General features: G+C 68.7%; 18 protein-coding genes. 4 read left to right on the top strand and 14 right to left on the bottom strand.

Annotated elements, in window-relative coordinates; translation table 11 throughout:
- Nucleotides 1-239 precede the first annotated feature (239 nt).
- From rpsG to hppD, 5 genes are all read right to left on the bottom strand, one after another.
- Nucleotides 240-710, bottom strand: coding sequence for a 30S ribosomal protein S7 (rpsG, locus tag QH290_RS00580; protein WP_062978101.1), 471 nt, complete (start codon nucleotides 708-710; stop codon nucleotides 240-242).
- Nucleotide 711: 1 nt separating this feature from the next.
- On the bottom strand, nucleotides 712-1,086 hold the full coding sequence (rpsL, locus tag QH290_RS00575; RefSeq protein WP_024802068.1) for a 30S ribosomal protein S12: 375 nt from the start codon (nucleotides 1,084-1,086) through the stop codon (nucleotides 712-714).
- Between the two features lie 304 nt (nucleotides 1,087-1,390).
- Nucleotides 1,391-1,948: a DUF3558 domain-containing protein gene (locus QH290_RS00570; RefSeq protein WP_280266274.1), complete on the bottom strand. Its 558-nt coding sequence runs from the start codon at nucleotides 1,946-1,948 to the stop codon at nucleotides 1,391-1,393.
- An 8-nt stretch (nucleotides 1,949-1,956) separates the two neighbouring features.
- A complete protein-coding gene (locus tag QH290_RS00565; protein ID WP_280381664.1) occupies nucleotides 1,957-2,487 on the bottom strand; it encodes a DUF3558 domain-containing protein in 531 nt (176 codons plus the stop codon).
- An 18-nt stretch (nucleotides 2,488-2,505) separates the two neighbouring features.
- Nucleotides 2,506-3,708 (bottom strand): 4-hydroxyphenylpyruvate dioxygenase, encoded by a 1,203-nt coding sequence (gene hppD / locus QH290_RS00560; protein ID WP_280381663.1) that lies wholly within the window; start codon nucleotides 3,706-3,708, stop codon nucleotides 2,506-2,508.
- A 136-nt stretch (nucleotides 3,709-3,844) separates the two neighbouring features.
- Here hppD and QH290_RS00555 point away from each other — a divergent pair, with 136 nt between their 5' ends.
- Complete coding sequence (locus QH290_RS00555; protein ID WP_068015361.1) at nucleotides 3,845-4,363, top strand: Lrp/AsnC family transcriptional regulator; 519 nt, start codon at nucleotides 3,845-3,847, stop codon at nucleotides 4,361-4,363.
- A gap of 8 nt (nucleotides 4,364-4,371) precedes the next feature.
- Here QH290_RS00555 and QH290_RS00550 read toward each other — a convergent pair whose 3' ends face one another.
- The 9 genes from QH290_RS00550 to QH290_RS00510 form a co-directional block, all read right to left on the bottom strand.
- On the bottom strand, nucleotides 4,372-5,016 hold the full coding sequence (locus tag QH290_RS00550; RefSeq protein ID WP_280381662.1) for a GntR family transcriptional regulator: 645 nt from the start codon (nucleotides 5,014-5,016) through the stop codon (nucleotides 4,372-4,374).
- 43 nt (nucleotides 5,017-5,059) lie between these two features.
- Nucleotides 5,060-6,052, bottom strand: coding sequence for an isopenicillin N synthase family dioxygenase (locus QH290_RS00545; RefSeq protein ID WP_280381661.1), 993 nt, complete (start codon nucleotides 6,050-6,052; stop codon nucleotides 5,060-5,062).
- Nucleotides 6,053-6,093: 41 nt separating this feature from the next.
- Entirely contained in the window at nucleotides 6,094-7,248 is a 1,155-nt protein-coding gene (locus QH290_RS00540; RefSeq protein ID WP_280266269.1) for a substrate-binding domain-containing protein, read from the bottom strand.
- A gap of 18 nt (nucleotides 7,249-7,266) precedes the next feature.
- Entirely contained in the window at nucleotides 7,267-8,112 is an 846-nt protein-coding gene (locus QH290_RS00535) for an ABC transporter permease (protein ID WP_425303537.1), read from the bottom strand.
- A complete protein-coding gene (locus QH290_RS00530) occupies nucleotides 8,112-8,900 on the bottom strand; it encodes an ABC transporter ATP-binding protein (RefSeq protein ID WP_280266268.1) in 789 nt (262 codons plus the stop codon). Before QH290_RS00530 ends, QH290_RS00535 begins: the two co-directional genes overlap by 1 nt.
- Before the next feature lie 105 nt (nucleotides 8,901-9,005).
- Entirely contained in the window at nucleotides 9,006-10,343 is a 1,338-nt protein-coding gene (locus QH290_RS00525; RefSeq protein WP_280381660.1) for an amidohydrolase family protein, read from the bottom strand.
- Nucleotides 10,344-10,481: 138 nt separating this feature from the next.
- Nucleotides 10,482-11,603, bottom strand: coding sequence for a winged helix DNA-binding domain-containing protein (locus QH290_RS00520; RefSeq protein ID WP_280381659.1), 1,122 nt, complete (start codon nucleotides 11,601-11,603; stop codon nucleotides 10,482-10,484).
- Nucleotides 11,604-11,613: 10 nt separating this feature from the next.
- The gene (locus tag QH290_RS00515; protein ID WP_280381658.1) at nucleotides 11,614-12,594 is read right to left on the bottom strand and encodes an aminoglycoside phosphotransferase/kinase family protein; all 981 of its coding nucleotides are present in this window, start codon (nucleotides 12,592-12,594) and stop codon (nucleotides 11,614-11,616) included.
- Between the two features lie 220 nt (nucleotides 12,595-12,814).
- Nucleotides 12,815-13,789 (bottom strand): NADPH:quinone oxidoreductase family protein, encoded by a 975-nt coding sequence (locus QH290_RS00510; protein ID WP_280266264.1) that lies wholly within the window; start codon nucleotides 13,787-13,789, stop codon nucleotides 12,815-12,817.
- Between the two features lie 121 nt (nucleotides 13,790-13,910).
- On the opposite strand from QH290_RS00510, the gene QH290_RS00505 reads away from it, so the two are divergent.
- The 3 genes from QH290_RS00505 to QH290_RS00495 all read left to right on the top strand — a co-directional run bounded on the left by QH290_RS00505 (nucleotide 13,911) and on the right by QH290_RS00495 (nucleotide 16,334).
- Entirely contained in the window at nucleotides 13,911-14,222 is a 312-nt protein-coding gene (locus QH290_RS00505) for a WXG100 family type VII secretion target (RefSeq protein ID WP_280266263.1), read from the top strand.
- Entirely contained in the window at nucleotides 14,219-15,397 is a 1,179-nt protein-coding gene (locus QH290_RS00500) for a transglycosylase SLT domain-containing protein (protein ID WP_280381657.1), read from the top strand. Before QH290_RS00505 ends, QH290_RS00500 begins: the two co-directional genes overlap by 4 nt.
- 163 nt (nucleotides 15,398-15,560) lie before the next feature.
- Nucleotides 15,561-16,334 (top strand): acyl-[acyl-carrier-protein] thioesterase, encoded by a 774-nt coding sequence (locus QH290_RS00495; protein ID WP_280266261.1) that lies wholly within the window; start codon nucleotides 15,561-15,563, stop codon nucleotides 16,332-16,334.
- The last annotated feature ends 85 nt before the right edge of the window (nucleotides 16,335-16,419 follow it).

Raw genomic sequence — 16,419 nt, 5'->3', positions numbered from 1 at the left:
TCCTTGCTCTTGTCGTTGGCCTCGAAGGCGTCCTTGTCGACCTTCCCTTTCCACTTCGCGCGCTCGTCCTGGAGCTTTTTCAGATGATCGGTCAGACCCGAATGGTTCTCGCGCAGCTGCGATACACCTTCCGCGGTGTCGCCGCCCCCCACCCCTTCATTATTCCGCGGGGGGGCGGGCCGCGGCGGCCCCCCCCCCGACTGTGACTCGCCTCCCGGGGTCGTAGCCCGGGAGCCGATTCACCAGCGGTAGTGCGCGAAGGCCCGGTTCGACTCGGCCATCTTGTGGGTGTCCTCGCGGCGCTTCACCGAGGCGCCCAGGCCGTTGCTGGCATCCAGCAGCTCGTTGGCCAGGCGCTCGACCATGGTCTTCTCACGACGGGCGCGGGAGAAGTTGACCAGCCAGCGCAGCGCCAGGGTGTTGGCGCGGCCGGGACGGACCTCGACCGGGACCTGGTAGGTGGCGCCACCGACGCGGCGGGGCTTCACCTCCAGCGACGGCTTGACGTTGTCGAGCGCGCGCTTGAGGGTGACGACCGGGTCGGTGCCGGTCTTCTCGCGCGCCTGCTCCATCGCGCCGTAGACGATGCGCTCGGCGGTGGACTTCTTGCCGTCCAGCAGGATCTTGTTGACCAGCTGAGTAACCAGCGGCGAACCGTAGACCGGGTCGTTGATCAGCGGACGCTTGGGTGCGGGGCCCTTGCGTGGCATATCAGCTCTTCTCCTTCTTGGCGCCGTAACGGCTGCGAGCCTGCTTGCGGTTCTTCACACCCTGGGTGTCGAGCGAACCGCGGATGATCTTGTAGCGCACACCCGGGAGGTCCTTCACACGACCGCCGCGCACGAGCACCATCGAGTGCTCCTGCAGGTTGTGGCCCTCACCGGGGATGTAGGCCGTGACCTCGACCGCGCTGGTCAGGCGAACACGCGCGACCTTGCGCAGCGCGGAGTTCGGCTTCTTCGGGGTCGTGGTGTACACGCGAGTGCACACGCCACGACGCTGCGGGCTCCCCTTGAGGGCCGCGGTCTTCTGCTTCGCGACCTTGTCGCGGCGACCCTTGCGGACCAGCTGGTTGATGGTTGGCATATACCGGCTTTCTTTATTCAGTAACCAGGTGTCTGGAGTTCTTCACGTTTGCGTCATCGAGCTTTCACCCGCTCGCCCGGACCGCGTTCCTCGCGTCCCGAGGTCGGGCGTGTCGCGCGCAGTTCATGCCTACATTTCCGGGCACGCTGAAACGGTCGGCCGCTCTCGCTGGCTTACGTCCTGCACACAAACCTGCCCGCAGCTTCCGGGCACAGCGATCCACGATACCCGTCGGCGCGGCGAGGGGCAAAAGCGGGTACCCCGTGGTAGGCCCGGGATACGACGCCAGCGTGTCGGTATCGGGTTATCTGGCTAGGTTCAACGTCAACTCTGCCAGTTTCTTGGCGCCTTCGCACGGATCGGGATGACCCGATCCGGGCCGATAGTTCACCCACCAGCCGATGACCCCGGCGTCGGCGGCAGGCGCCATCACCCCGCAGGAGTCGGGATCGTTGGGCCGATGCACCTGCAACGCCCGCCGCCCCTGCACGGTGATGTCGACCGTCGGATACCCGAGCCGATCGTTGTTCTGCTTCTCGTTGGGCAACGACCCCATCTCGTACCAGTTCAACGTGGCCATACCGTCCCCACCGGGCGCCCCGATCAAATCCCACATACACACCGCACCGTTGAACGAACTGTTCGTCTGCTGCGCACCGGTGGCCTCAGCGATCTTGTCCTCCTGGACGACCTCGCATTCGCGCAGCAACTTGTCGAAGTTCATGTTGACGCCGGTGCCGCTGCCGGCGGGCTGCGCGGTACCGGAGACCGTGCGCCCGCATCCGCCGATCGTCACCGCGACCGCCAGCGCGGCGACCGAGGCCGCCGCCGCCTTCGCCACTCGCCTGCCCGGACCGCTCATACCGCCCCTCACTTCAGTCGCTGCACGGTCAACTCGGCCATCTTGCGGTTCTTCGCACACGGATCGCCGCTCGGACGGCCGAGGAACCCTGAGGAAGTCGACCATTCGAAGAAGTCGTCACCGAGCCGCACGGCCAGGTCGCAGATGCTCCCGTCGACGGTGGCGTCCTGGAAGCCGGGGTGCCCGGCGACCTCGATGCTCTCCGGGTTGCGGCCCTGCGCTGTCACCCATGCCCGTTCTCGCTCGATCGGGCTGCCCCGATACGAGGCGAAGGTGACACTCGGCGAGCCGAGCCCGGTGGCCAGCCAATTGCAGCCCACGGAGTTCTTGAACGACCGCGAGATCTGCCCCAGCTCACCGAGATCGCGCACCTCATCGTCGGTGAGATTGCCGCATTCCCCCACGAACGGCCCCAGCGTCGCGACCTTCATCGGTGGTCGCACGGACGGTGCCTCGGTATCGGAGTTGTCGCCCGACCCGCACGCCGTCAGCAACGCTGCGATGGCCGTCCCCGTGACGATCGCCGACATGATCCGCATGTCTGCGACTGTACTGGGCTACAGGTTCCCCCGGGCCTCCTGTTCGCGTTCGATGGCCTGGAAGAGGGCCTTGAAGTTGCCCTTGCCGAAGCCTAGGGAGCCGTGGCGTTCTATGAGTTCGAAGAAGACGGTGGGGCGGTCGGTGAGGGGGCGGCAGAAGATCTGCAGTAGGTAGCCGTCCTCGTCGCGGTCGACCAGGATGCCGCGGGACTGCAACTGGTCCACCGGAACCCGGACCCGGCCGATGCGGGCGCGAAGTTCGGGGTCCTGGTAATAGGCGTCCGGGGTGTCGAGGAATTCGACGCCCTCGCGGCGCAGCATGTCGACGGTGGTGAGAATGTCACCGGTGGCCAGCGCGATGTGCTGCACCCCGGGGCCGCGGTAGAACTCGAGATATTCGTCGATCTGAGACTTCTTGCGGCCCACCGCCGGTTCGTTCAGCGGGAATTTCACCCGGTGATTGCCGTTGGCCACGACCTTGCTCATCAGTGCCGAATAGTCGGTGGCGATGTCGTCGCCGACGAATTCGGCCATATTCTCGAAACCCATGACGCGGCGATAGAACTCGACCCACCGATCCATCTGCCCGAGTTCCACATTGCCGACGACGTGATCGACCGCCTGGAACAGCCGCCGCGGCGCGTCCTCGCGCGGCACGAAACCCGACCGCCTGGCGACGAAGCCGGGCAGATAGGGGCCGTCGTAGCGGGAGCGATCGACCAGCGTGTGCCGGGTCTCGCCGTAGGTGGCCAGCGCCGCGGAGCGGACCGTGCCGAATTCGTCGGTGTCGTCGTGTGGTTCGGCCAGCACCGTCGCCCCGTGCGTGCGCGCCCACTCGACGCACCGGTCGACATCGGGCACCTCGAGCGCGATATCCACGATGCCGTCACCGTGCCGATCATGATGTGGGACAAGCGGACTGGCCGGGTCGACGGCACCGGTCACCACGAACCTCGCACTGCCGCTGCGCAATACGAACGCCTTGTGGTCACGGTTACCGGTCTCGGGACCGGAGTACGCCTCCAGCCGCATTCCGAAGGCCGATTCCATATAGTGCGCGAACTGGGTGGCATTGCCGACCACCCACACCAGCGCATCCCAGCCGATCACCGGGAACGGGTCGCCGCCGGCGTCGTGGTCGACCAGGCCGATCAGCCGCTGCAGCTCGGCATCCGACGGCTCCGCGGTCCGGGTGGGCCTGGGCAGGTGCTCGGTAGTCATGTACCCAGGTAATCGCCAGGTCGTGGCACTGAGCAATATCGGCAAAATTCGGTAGACATCATGGCGAATTGCGCCACCAAGTCGCGGTTCATGCTGGACAATTTGAATAGATCACAAGCACGAAGTGGAGACGACGATGGCACGCACTGCCGCGAGGCTGGACGAGTTGGATCTGGCGATCCTCACCGCGATGCACGAGTACCAGAAGGCGGGCATCCTCGAGCTGTCGCGGCGCACCCGCGTCGCCCGCGCGACCGTGCAGTCGCGCATCGCCCGCATGGAGGAGTCGGGGGTGATCTCCTCCTACGACCCGCAGATCGACGTCACCGCAGCGGGTTTCGACGTGCAGGCGTTCGTCACCCTGGAGATCGCGCAGGGCGCGCTGGACGCGGTCGCCGCCGACCTCGAGACCATCCCCGGCGTGCTGGAGGCCTATGCCACCACGGGTTCCGGCGATGTGCTGTGCCGCATCGGCGCCGACTCCCACGCCGGGCTGCAGTCGGTGCTGCTGAGCATCGACCGCAGCGCCGCGGTGGTCCGCTCGCACAGCGTCATCGTGCTGTCCACGGTGGTCACCCACCGCACCCTCCCGCTGCTGCGCACCCTCACCCCCGCGGGCACCAGCAAGGCCCCGGCGTACCGCAACCACGCCTGAGACGGGCACTACTGCCTGAGCAACCGCGTGATGAGGCCGCGCACATGTCCCTCGGCGGCGGCGCGAGCATCGTCGGGGTGGCCGGACTCCAGCGCTTCGACGATGCGACGATGCTCGCGCAGCGCGATGCGCCTGTTGGCCTCCGAGCGCCACAGGTCACCGCGATACAGGTGCGCCTGGGCCTCCAGGCGGGCGAGTTCGCCCGCGAGGGTGCTGTTCGCGGACCGGTCACGGATGAAGGCGTGGAATTCCAGATCCAGTTCGGTGTCGCGGGCGGTGTCGGTACCGCCGCGCATGTTCTCCTCCTGCGCGGTCAGCATCGCGTTCAGCTTGGCCAGGTCGAAAACGGTGACCCTGGTGGCGGCCGCGGCGGCGGCCAGCCCGTCCAGGACCGCCCGCACCGCGAGCACGTCACACACCTGGTCGTCGTCGATGGTGGCGACGCGCGCGCCGGCGTGCGGCACCGCGACGGCGAGCCCCTCGTAGATCAGCTGCTGTACCGCCTCGCGCACCGGGCTCCGGCTGACGCCGAGCCGATTCGCCAGCCCGGGGACGCTCAGCGCCGTCCCCGGTGCCAGCTCACCGGACAGCACCAGCTGGCGCAGCTGCCGGTGCACGGACTCGCCCAGCAGCGCACCGGCCGTGTCGGTCATCGTGCTTCCCTCCGGGTCGACACCCTCGCTGTCACTCCCAACGCTACTGCTGCGGGCGGTAGTTGGCCGCGACCCGCTGGGCGAGGAACTCGGCGGCGGTCACGGGCGGATACGTGCCCCCGGGACCCTGGATGACCGCGTCCCGGTCGGCCTGGGCGAAGTAGGCGATGCTGTAACGGTCTCCCTGATGCTCACCGGGCCCCGGGCTACGGACCCGGTGGAAGTTCGAGGGCAGCCGGTCGTCGCTCCACCGGGTGAGCATGTCGCCGATATTGCAGGTGATCAGCGAGGAGGACGGGGCGATGGAGGTCCACTGCTGCTCCTGCATCTCCCTCCCCGGGCAGACCTGCAGGCCGCCCTGCCCGTCGCGCTGGAAAAGCAATGTGAGGCAATCGAAGTCGGTGTGCGCACCGGCCCGCCACCGGCCCGGCACGCCGCGCAGCTCCGCGGGTACGGCGAAATAGTGCAGCAGCCGCAGCGTGCTCTGATACTGATCGGATTCGGGGTCGTGCGCCACGGTGAAATGGTCGCGGGGCAGCCCGAGGCGGTCGGCGAAGCAGGACAGCACCCGCATCGCGACGGTCCAGCACCGGTGCTCGAAATCCAGGACGACCGAGGCGAATCCCGGCAGTTCGGCCTCGCTGGGCCACAGCCCGTCCATATGCGGGCGGGTGATCTGATAGGACTCCTTCTGGTCGGGCACACCGATCGAGGGACGCACCTGGCTGAGGCTCTCCCAGCCCGCATTGTCCGCCTTGACCAGGGGGTATTTCCCCTTCACCGGCTCGGGGAGCGCGAAGAACCGCTCGGTGAGCGCGAAGACGCCGTCGATCGTCTCCTGCGCGATTCCGTGGCCGGACAGTTGGAAGAAGCCGATCTCGGTGGCCGCGGTCCACAGCTGGTCGGTGATCTCCGCACGGCGAGCGTCGAAATCGCCGAGGTCGATCACGCGGATCTCGCGGGCGTCGGTCTCGCCACCGAGGCCGCCCATCTGCTGTTCGCGGGCCACCTCGGACAGGTCGTAGCTGGCGGTCATGGTTGCCTTTCTTGTCGATATCTGCTGTCCGGCCGGGGATTTCAGCTCCCGACGGCCACGGTCCGATCGAGGAATTCCGTCGTCACCAGATCCCGCGCGGCGAGACCGTCGGGCACGGAGGCCCCGCCGCGCCGCAGGATCGGGGCGAACTCATCGATCACCCGCTGCACCCGGGCGGGATCGAAACTGCCCAGCACACCGTCGGTTTCGTTGCCGACCAGACCGTTGTCGATCAGCGACCTCGAGGCGTAGGCGGCGAGTTCGGGGCTGTAGGGGGCGAAGTTGGGGCTCTGCGACACCACGTCGGCGACGATCTCGTTCGCCGGGTTCGGGTCGGCGCGGAACTGCGCGGTGGCGCGCTGGATCATCGGTACCAGCCGCTGCAGGCAGGGGCGCAGCTCGTCGAGCCGATCGGCGCGGACGTTGACGGTCCGCGCGTAACCCTCGTAGCCGACGTCCCGGAGCATCTGGTAGGCAACGGGTTTGCCCCACGCGCGCAGCTCGTTCTGATAGATGTAGGGCTCGGAGCTGAGGAATCCCTGTTGCGCGAAGGACGGATCGGAGACGAAACGCGACGGGGAGTTGTCGTAGGACGCATCGATCTGACCGGGAGTCAGCAATCCGCGCGAGACCAGCCAGTCCGGATACAGCTGGCCCTGCGAAACCACCACCGGCGCACCGGATTTCCCGATATCCGCGATGCCGTGCCAGTCCGGGTGGCTCCGCGGGTCCCACATCAGCAGCTGCGGGCTGTAGCGGAGCAGGGTGGTCACCGCGACGATCGGCTGTTGCCCCGCCGCTGCGATCGACTGCTCGGAGTGGGCCAGGCCCAGCGTGATGCCCGGATCGACGTACATCTGCGAGGGCACGGTCTGGAAGCCGATGGCCGCACCGCCCGCCCGGATCTCCAGCCGCACCCCCGTATCCCGGCCGTCGGCGACCAGCGGACCGGTCACCCGATTGCGCTCGGGGTCGACGCGGTAGCCGGGGCCCAGCAGGCCGAAGATCGGGCCGGAGTCGGCCTCCGGCTCCCACTGCAGTTGCACGGCAACGGTTTCGGGACACGCGCCCGCCAGTTGTTGTTCGGGCGGCGCCGGTGGCAGGTGCACCGGGGCGGTATCACCGCCGGACCCGCTGCAGGATGTGGCGGCGAGTGCGAGCACCGCGAGTGCGGTGATGCCGAGTCGGCGTAACATTTTCTCTCCAGTGGTGTATCAGCGGCCCGACGCGTGCCAGCGGCCGACGGTAAGGCGTTGCGCCACAGTGAAAATCGCGAAGACCGCGACGCCGAACAGGGCGGCCAGCAGCAGCGCGGCCAGCAGGTCCTCCGACTGCAGGCGGGCCCGGTAGGTGTTGAGCAGGGTGCCGATACCCGGCTGCCCCTGCGCACAGAACATGTCACCGACGATCGCGCCGGTCACCGACAGGCCCGCGGCGGTGCGCAGGCTCGTCATGATCGAGGGCAGCGCGGCCGGAAGTTCCAGCGACATCAGGCGCCGCATCCGCCCGGCGCGGCCGAGGGTGAACAGCTCTCGCAGATTCGGGTCGACGGAGCGGATGCCGAACAGCGTCATCGCGATGATCGGATGCACGGCGATGAGCACGCAGACGATGGTGCGCGCGGTGATCCCGTAGCCGAACCACAGACCGATCAGCGGCACCACGGCGAGCACCGGAATCGCCTGCAGCACAACGGTTTGCGGATACACGATGCGTTCGAGCACGCGGGCCTGGCTCATCAGCACCCCGATGCCGACGCCGAGCAGCACCGACAGCGCCAGCCCGGTCACCGCGACCCGGGCGGTCACCGCGAGCGCCTGCAGCATCACCTCGAGCTTGGCCGATTTCAGCAGCGACTCGGTGACCACGACATGCGGCGGCGGCAGCAGGAAGCGGCGGTCCGGAGCCAGCAGCACCAGCGACACCAGATACCACAGCGACAGCACGATCCCGCACGACAGCACGGGCGCGCCGATCGCGGTCAGCATCGTGCGTGGCCGCGGCACACGCAGTGCGGGGCGGGCGAGCCCGGCCCGCCGGGGCATGACGAGACCGACCATCAGCGTGCCTCCTGCAACGACTCGGACACTCGCGAAACCAGTTGCGTGAACGCGGGATCGAAGCGCAACGCACGGTCGCGCGGATAGGGCAGGCCGACCTCGATCACCTCGTGCACACGGCCGGGCCGGGCCGACATCACCACCACCCGCGATCCGAGGAACACCGCCTCGGCCACCGAATGGGTGATGAACAGCGCGGTGAACGCGTTGTCGCCGTACAGGCGCAGCAGTTCCTCCTGCATCACCAGCCGGGTCATCTCGTCCAGCGCCCCGAACGGCTCGTCGAGCAGCATCAGTTCCGGCTCCAGCGACAGCGCCCGGGCCAGCGAGACCCGCATGCGCATGCCGCCGGACAGCTGATTCGGCAGCCGGTCGGCGAAGTCGGCGAGGCCGACCGCCGCGAGCGCCCGCTCGGCGCGGGCCCGCCGGGTCGCCCGGTCGATGCCCCGCAGTTCCGCCGACAGCTCCACATTGCGGCGCACCCGCCGCCACGGCAGCAGCGTGGCCTCCTGGAATATGAATCCGATCGAATCGGCCTGCACGGCAACGTCTCCCGCGCTCGGCCGTTCGATACCGGCGGCCAGCCGGAGCAACGTGGACTTGCCGCATCCGGACGGGCCGACGACGGTGACGAATTCGCCCGCTGCGATCTGGAGGTCGATACCGGCGAGCGCGACGATGTCGTCGTCACCGCGGTCGGGAAAGCGCTTGTGGACGCCGCCGAAGCGGACCGCGGCCGTCGGCGCACCGTCGTGACGAGTGTCGAGTGCGGGTTCCTGCAGGAGCATCGCTCACCTACTTTCGGACCGATTTACGTGCATCTATCGGCTTGAATCCAGCATCTATCGCGTTGATTACATGCAATCGATGGTTTGTTTCCGGGTTATTAATGCTTATTGCATGACTCGTAGTCGATCGACGAGATCCCGCTCGGAGATCCGCGTGCTGCGCCCGTCGCGAATCACCGCCTCGCCGTCCACCCAGACCGTGTCGATGACCCGTGGCGAGGCGGCGGTCAGCAGGGTCGCGCCCGGATCGCGCACCGGCAGGCACGCGAAGTCCCGATCGAATCGGATCAGCGTCAGATCGCCGCGCTCGCCGTCGGACACACCGCTCGGCATCGGCGACCGTCCCAGGACGCCGTCGGCACCGCGAGTTGCCATGCGCAGCATCGCATCCGGGCCCAGCACGTCCGCGCGGGCGTGCGCGACCCGCTGCAGATACGCGCCCATCCGCAGGGCGAGCAGCATGTCCTGGGTGTCGTTGCTGGCCGCGCCGTCGACTCCCAGGCCCACCGCGACACCCGCCCGCAGCAGTTGCGGAATCGGCGCGACGCCGCTGCCGAGCCGCATATTGCTCAGCGGGTTGTAGGAGACCGCGACCTCGCGTTCGGCCAGCATATGGCGGGCGTACTCGTCGAGGTGGCAGCAGTGGACGGCCAGTGTGCGGGGACCGAGCAGGCCACCCGCGTCGAGGTAGTCGACGGCCGAGCAACCGGCGTGCAGGCGGCACATCTCGTCGTCGGTCCCCGTCTCCGACAGGTGGATCGAGAGGGTCTTGTCGTGCCGTCCGGCGAACTCGCTCACCGCCGCCATGCCCTCGGGTGTCAGGCACCGCGGATTCGGGACGGCGAGCGCCGTCGTGATCCGGGATCCGGTCAGGCGGTCGTCGAGGGCCTCGATATGGTCGAAAATCGTTGGCAGCGGCTGCATCAGGCGCGGGTCGAGACCCCAGCGCCGCGACGCGTCGGCACGATCGGCGACGCCGCGGCCGAAGACGACCCGGATACCCAGGTCCGTCAGCGCGCGCAGTGCCGCGTCGTGCACCTCCTCCGACGGATTCGGCCACATGTGCTCGACCACCGTGGTCACGCCGCCGCGCAGGAGTTCCAGTCCGCCCGCGAGCGCGGCCAGGTAGGTCTGCTCGGCGGTGGCGGCCACGGTGTGCTCGCCGACGCAGCGCAGCCATTCCAGCAGCGGCAAGCCCTCGCCGACACCCCGCAGCACCGCCTGCTGCAGATGGGTGTGGGTATTGACGAACCCGGGCAGCAGATGGCCGCCGCTGCCGTCGACGACGGGGAGCTTCGATCCGGAACCGGCACCGGGGCCGATCGCCGTGACGACCCCGGCCTCGACGACCACATCCTGCCCGGCCAGCCAGCGCGGACCGGTCTCGGTGGCGGCATAGACGGTGGTATCGGCGATGACAACGGACTGCGGGCCATGCACCATGCGGCATTCCTCTCGGAAATGCGGCTGGTTCGCCCGCCGGATCCAGCGGTGCACGTCACCCGTTGCAGCCATGAGCGCCGTGCCGCAAACCCTAGCGGCCTTGTATTTCGGGCCGGTTAAAACTGCCGGGGTGCAGCGTCAAGGTTTGAGATCGGCTCCGGGCGAGAGGATTTCGATGCTGGGGGCGCGGTCCGGTTCCAGGAAGGACAGGAGGGCGGCGCCTTCGGATTCCACCGCGGAGCGCTCGGCGCGCGACCACTTACGCCCGGGGGCGATACGGAGCCGGGCCAGTTCGCGGTCGGTGAAGACCTTGTAGGTTCCGGCGAGATAGCCGTCGACCAGCACGGGCGCCACCTGCAACGCCATGCGCTGCAACGGCGGTGCGGCGCCGTCGGGAACGACCCGGCCGCGATCCTGATGCGACAGGTAGAGGTTGTCGTACCAGCCGAGGAAGCGGACCGGCGCCGGGCGGTCCGGGTCGGCGAGTTCGGCGTCGGCGGCATCGTAGAGGACCCGGCCGCGCTCGTCGGTGTAGGTGCGCACCCGATCGCCCAGCCGGTCGACCGCCTCCTTGATGCCCAGCAGTCTCGACCACGTCTGCACGTCCATGGTCGAGGCCGGGCCGAAGGCGCGCAGGTAGCGAACGACCAACTCTTCCAACGGATAATCGGGGACCAGCGCGGTCCCGAGCCACGGCTCGATCCGCGACCACACCGGGCGGCTGTTGTTCTTCCACAGGCCGCGCGGCGGCGTCTGCAGCACCGGCAGCTGATACAGCCAGGTCTGCACCACGGCTCCCGGATCCCGGTCCGGGAATTCCTCGGCCGCACGCTTTCTCAGGTCGGCCGCGGACATCGGCGCATCGCCCAGCACCTTCTCGCCGCTGCGGCGTACCGCCTCCGGATCCAGGCCGACCATCGCACCGTAGTTGAATCCCTTACGGAAGGGCACCTTTTCGAGTTCGGGCTGGATGTGCGGCGCGATCCGCACGGCGTCGGCGGAGGTGACCAAGTGAATCGTGCCGCGCATCAGGGTGATTCGCACCAGCGCGCGATCCCGCAGTCCCGACGACACCGCCTCCGGGTCGAAATCGGCTATCCGGCTCCACAATCCGACGAACGGCGGCGGCACATCCTGCGCCTGCAGGCCCACCAGGTACTCGCACATCTGCGGCACCGTCAGCGTCGAACGCTCCAGTAGATGCTGACGCGCCAGCAGCGTCCGGTTCAGGACCCGGTTCGAGAGGACGTCTGCGTTCATGGCGGGCCTTTCACTGCACGGTGCCGGGGTCGTCGAGGCGGAAGATGAGTTCCCGCAACCCTTTCCAGGACTCGATATCGTCCTCGGTGCCGGTATGCGGGCGCCGGAACCGGTGCACGTACTCGGCGGCGTCGGCGAGATCCCAGCGCCTGCGGTACAGCTCGAGCAGCTCGGGGTGCGGGCGCACGCCGGATCGTTCGGTATACGCCGCCAGCAGCGAACCGTCGCCGGGATCGAGGTCCCACAGGTCGCGTTCGGGCGGCGCGAGCAGCGTGGTGTCCCAATCGATCAGGCGCCAGCCCTGCGCGGTGTGCATCGTATTGGCCGCATGCGGTTCGCCGTGCGTCACCACCGGTCGGATCGGCAGGGAACGCGCCGTCGCCACCAGGGCGTCGTAACGCGCCCACTCGGCCCGCAGCGCAGTGGCGTTGTCCCGCAGCAGATCCGACATCGGCGCCGCGTAGGGGCCGCGGTCCGGGATGTCGCCCGCCAGCGCCAGATCGACCTCGTCGCGGTTCGCGATGCCGAAGTCCTCGGTCCGGGCGGGGACGTCCGTGGGCGCCCGATGCAACCGGACGATCATGTCGAGGACGGCCTGCCGATGGTCCTCGTCGCGGAACTCGCCCCAGTCGAACCGCCTGCCCTCGAGCAGCGGATAGACGGCGACGGCGAACGCGCCCAACCGAATACATGCCGAGCCGTCGCCGCCCGGCACCGGCGCCACGACGAACTCCAGCCCGGCCTCGCGCGATGCCCGCGCCGTCTCGAGCGCGGCCCGCATCCAACCGAACGCCGCCGCCTCGTCCGCCGAACGCCGCCGAAGCTCATCCACGGTCACGAACCAGCCGCGGCCATCGCTACCGGTCACCAGCCAGTGATGACTGCCGAATCCCACCGCCGCGTACTCCAACACCGCCGCCTCGATCGACCAGTGCCCCGACAACGCCGCGACCAGCATGTCATCGGAGAGCCCGCCCGGAGGAGTCAACATGCGTCGCAGCATAGGACGACAGACGCCGTAACGCCGAGCCGTTTTCGCACGTCGATCCCGGCCAAAAGCGTGCCGGGAATGAGCGGGACAACCCACCGCCAGGCAGGAACGGGACAACCCACCGCCGGAAAGGTGCAGGACAACCCACCGCCGGAAAGGAGCGGGATGGCGCGCCGCCGGGCAGGAGCGGGATGGCCGCCGCCGGGAAGGGGGGCACGCGCTAGCGCAGGGTTACCACTACCTTGCCGGTGGCGGTGCGGTTGTCCAGGGATGCTACGGCGGCGGCAGCCTGGTCGAGCGGGTACAGGGCCGGTCGGGGTGGGGCGATCTTGCCCGCTGCCAATAGGGGCTCCACCTCGGCCCATTGTTCCTGCAGGTAGCCGGGGTGGGTCAGGACCCATTCGCCCCAGGCCGCGCCGACCACCTCGACGTTCTTCAGCAGCAGGCGATTCACCTTCACCGTGGGAATCTCGCCCGCGGTGAAGCCGACCACCAGCAGCCGCCCCGCGGGAGCCAGCGAGCGGATGCTGTCGGTGAAGCGATCGCCACCGACCGGATCGAGCACGATGTCTACCCCGCGCCCGCCGGTCAGCTCCTTGACCGCCGCCAGCCACCCGTCGGTGAGCACCACATCGGTTGCCCCGTTGGCCCGGGCCACCGCCGCCTTCTCCTCGGTGCTGACCACGGCGACCACCCGGCCCGCGCCCAGCGCCGCCGCCATCCGCAGCGTCGAGGTGCCGATGCCGCCCGCCGCGCCGTGCACCAGCACCGTCTCCCCCGGCGCCAGCCGACCCCGGTTGCGCAGGCAGAAGTGCACGGTCAGATCGTTGAACAGGATGCCCGCCCCGGCCTCCAGCGAGACGTTGTCGGGTAGCCGGAAGACCATCTGGGTCGGCGTCACCGCCACCTCGGCGATGGCATTGCCGAGCATCGTCAGGGCGACCACCCGGTCGCCCGCGGCCACGTGCGCGCCCTCGGGAGCCGAGCGCACCACCCCGGCGACCTCGCCACCGACCACGAACGGCAGGTCGGGCTTCATCTGATACAGCCCGCGCGTCATCAGCACGTCCGGGAACGCCACCCCGGCGGCGTGCACATCGATCACCACGCCGTCCGGATAGGACGCCGGTTCGGGGATGTCGACCACCTCGATGGATTCCGGTCCGTCGAGCTTGCTCACCTGGGCTGCACGCATGTAATGGGCCTCTCTGTCGCGGCTGCTCGCCAACAAGTTAACCGGTCTTCGCATGCGGCTGTCCACGGCACCGCCGTTTGTTAAGCTCAGGGCCGCTGAGCTGAGCTGATGAGGGGGACTCATGGCCGGGCCGAACGAACCGCCGCTGGGCGTCGATACCGAGGCGTTGAACACCTTCGCGAACACATTGCGCGGCGAATCGCAGCACATCGGCGGCCTGCAGTCCGGCCTCGCCGACGCCGCCGGTGCGCTGCCCGGCACCCAGTGGAGCCAATCCTGCACCCAGGCAAAGGATTCCGTCGATCAGGCGCTGCAGCGCATCGGCGCGCGGCTGACCGCGATCGCCGACGGCGTGCAGCAGGCGGGCAAGGCCGTCGAACTCACCGACCAGCAGTTCGGGGACAAGCTCACCAGCATCGGACTGCACCCGTGACCCTCACCATTCCCGATGTCGAGAGCTGGAATCCGGACCAGCTGACCACCGCCTCGGCGGCGGTCGGCAAGCTCAGCGCCGACCTCGACCAAGCGGTGCTCGACGGCGTCACCCGCACCCGGCAACTCGGCGACGAGCAGCGCTGGAGCGGCGCGGCCGCACAGGCCGCGAGCGCGCGGATGGACACCGAGAAGCTGCGCGCGTCGGCGGTCAGCCAGGCCGTCCTGCAGCTGCAGACGGCGCTGAGCCAGCAGGTGGAGAACCTGAACAACGCCAAGCAGGCCGTCCGCACCGCCCGGGACCGGGCGCTGCATCCCGCGGAGAACCCGCCGCCCGAGGCGTTCGAGGTCTCCGATACCGGCGAGGTGACAGCGACCGCCCGCAAGGCGTACTGGGACAACCAGTCCGGCCTGACGCCGACCGAGATCCAGGATCGCAAGATCGCCGAGGACCACCGGGCCGCGACCCTGCAGAGCGAGATCACCAATGCCTTGAAGCAGGCGGAGCTGGTCGCCGAGGCCGCGATCACGGCGATCAATACCGCCAAGGCGAAGGTCGACGAGGCATACGCCGGGCTGGGCGATCCGGTCACCGGGGCGGGTGCGGCGCCGCCCGCGCCGACCGCTCCCGCGGCGACCACCGACGTCCCGGCCGCCGGAGCGCCGATCTCGAATTCGGGCGGATCGTCGTCGCCTTCGAACGGGGGCACCTCGCACGGCGGCGGCGCGAGCTACCTCGGCGGCGGGTCGGCCGGTACCGCCTACGGCGGCGGGCTCTCGTCCGGCTCGTCGGGCGGCCCGGTGGGGCCGATGCCCACCGGCACCCAGGCCGAATGGATCAGGGAGGCCATCCGGATCCTGCGCGAACAGGGTTACGACATCAAGGATTCCGATGCGGCGATCATCGCCGCCATCATCGAGAAGGAGTCCGGCGGCAATCCCCACGCGATCAACAACTGGGACAGCAACGCGGCGGCGGGCCACCCCTCCAAGGGCCTCATGCAGACCATCGACAGCACGTTCAACGCCTACGCGCTGCCCGGTCACGGCGATATCTGGAATCCCGTCGACAACATCATCGCCGCCTCCCGATACTCTCTCGACCGGTACGGATCCCTCGACAACGTGCCCGGTATCGCGGCAATGCGCGGGGGTGGGTCGTATGTCGGCTACTGAGCGGCATGGCCGTCCCGGCTCGCCACCGCTTATAGCAGACCAGGCGTTTGCTACGTGTGAGTAGAGCCATCTCGACGTAACGGTGTGACACGCGCCCCGTAAAGTCATGTCACAGACAGCACCGCACGAGAACGCGGCACACCGTGCAGCGCGAGGAGCACCAGTGTCACTCGATCAGCCACTCGCCCCGCTTCCCCAGGAGGGCTTGGGCTTCGCCTCGGCGTGGCCCGTGCGGGCTGGTGATGTGGATCCGTACAACCGGTTGCGGTCGGACGCCGTGGCCCGCTACCTGCAGGACATCGCCTGGGAGGACCTGCACGGCAGTGCCCTGCACCGCACCGATCCGAGCTGGATCGTGCGCCGGACGGTGATCGATGTGGTGCGGCCGATCCTGTGGCCGGACCGCGTGCACCTGCTGCGCTGGTGCTCGGCGATGTCGTCGCGCTGGACGAATATGCGGGTGCGGATCACCAGCGACAACGGCGGCCTGATCGAGACCGAGGGCTTCTGGATCAACATCAACGAGTCGACCAACATGCCCACCCGCATCAGCGACGAGGGCATGGCCTACCTGGCCCGCACCACCGCCGAGCACCGCCTGCGCTGGCGGCCGTGGCTGACCGATGCCACCCCGCCGGAATCGGATACGGATCTGCCGTTTCCGGTGCGCGCCACCGATATCGACCAGTACAACCACGTCAACAACGCGGTGTACTGGCAGGCGGTGGAGCACTATCTGGTCGACTTCCCGAAGCTGGTCGCCGGACCGCACCGCGCGGTCATCGAATACATCGCGCCCGTGCTGTCGCGTCAGCACATCAGCGTGCGCAGCCGCTACGAGCCCGGCGACCGCACCGGCCACCCGGTGCTGCGCCTGTGGTTCGTGGTCGGCGGCACCACCACGACGGCCGTACGCATCGGTCCGCTGGCGGCCTGAGGACGGCGGCCCCCCCACACCGGGGGCGGCGCCCCCCCCAATCCCCGCGCCGGCGTCAGGAGATCGTCGGGGGGGGGGGAAATTA

This window comes from Nocardia wallacei, assembly GCF_029869545.1.
Taxonomy (GTDB): domain Bacteria; phylum Actinomycetota; class Actinomycetes; order Mycobacteriales; family Mycobacteriaceae; genus Nocardia; species Nocardia wallacei_A.
Note: the sequence above shows the minus strand (reverse complement) of the source record. Positions and strands in the feature narration are given on the sequence as shown.

What these genes read in the sequence shown, in the direction of transcription:
- QH290_RS00545 (WP_280381661.1), bottom strand. Translation starts at nt 6,052, where the DNA reads ATGACCGCCAGCTACGACCTGTCCGAGGTGGCCCGCGAACAGCAGATG.
- hppD (WP_280381663.1), bottom strand. Translation starts at nt 3,708, where the DNA reads ATGACTACCGAGCACCTGCCCAGGCCCACCCGGACCGCGGAGCCGTCG.
- QH290_RS00535 (WP_425303537.1), bottom strand. Translation starts at nt 8,112, where the DNA reads ATGGTCGGTCTCGTCATGCCCCGGCGGGCCGGGCTCGCCCGCCCCGCA.
- QH290_RS00530 (WP_280266268.1), bottom strand. Translation starts at nt 8,900, where the DNA reads ATGCTCCTGCAGGAACCCGCACTCGACACTCGTCACGACGGTGCGCCG.
- QH290_RS00570 (WP_280266274.1), bottom strand. Translation starts at nt 1,948, where the DNA reads ATGAGCGGTCCGGGCAGGCGAGTGGCGAAGGCGGCGGCGGCCTCGGTC.
- QH290_RS00555 (WP_068015361.1), top strand. Translation starts at nt 3,845, where the DNA reads ATGGCACGCACTGCCGCGAGGCTGGACGAGTTGGATCTGGCGATCCTC.
- QH290_RS00505 (WP_280266263.1), top strand. Translation starts at nt 13,911, where the DNA reads ATGGCCGGGCCGAACGAACCGCCGCTGGGCGTCGATACCGAGGCGTTG.
- QH290_RS00510 (WP_280266264.1), bottom strand. Translation starts at nt 13,789, where the DNA reads ATGCGTGCAGCCCAGGTGAGCAAGCTCGACGGACCGGAATCCATCGAG.
- rpsL (WP_024802068.1), bottom strand. Translation starts at nt 1,086, where the DNA reads ATGCCAACCATCAACCAGCTGGTCCGCAAGGGTCGCCGCGACAAGGTC.
- QH290_RS00525 (WP_280381660.1), bottom strand. Translation starts at nt 10,343, where the DNA reads ATGGTGCATGGCCCGCAGTCCGTTGTCATCGCCGATACCACCGTCTAT.
- QH290_RS00515 (WP_280381658.1), bottom strand. Translation starts at nt 12,594, where the DNA reads ATGTTGACTCCTCCGGGCGGGCTCTCCGATGACATGCTGGTCGCGGCG.
- rpsG (WP_062978101.1), bottom strand. Translation starts at nt 710, where the DNA reads ATGCCACGCAAGGGCCCCGCACCCAAGCGTCCGCTGATCAACGACCCG.
- QH290_RS00520 (WP_280381659.1), bottom strand. Translation starts at nt 11,603, where the DNA reads ATGAACGCAGACGTCCTCTCGAACCGGGTCCTGAACCGGACGCTGCTG.
- QH290_RS00540 (WP_280266269.1), bottom strand. Translation starts at nt 7,248, where the DNA reads ATGTTACGCCGACTCGGCATCACCGCACTCGCGGTGCTCGCACTCGCC.
- QH290_RS00565 (WP_280381664.1), bottom strand. Translation starts at nt 2,487, where the DNA reads ATGCGGATCATGTCGGCGATCGTCACGGGGACGGCCATCGCAGCGTTG.
- QH290_RS00550 (WP_280381662.1), bottom strand. Translation starts at nt 5,016, where the DNA reads ATGACCGACACGGCCGGTGCGCTGCTGGGCGAGTCCGTGCACCGGCAG.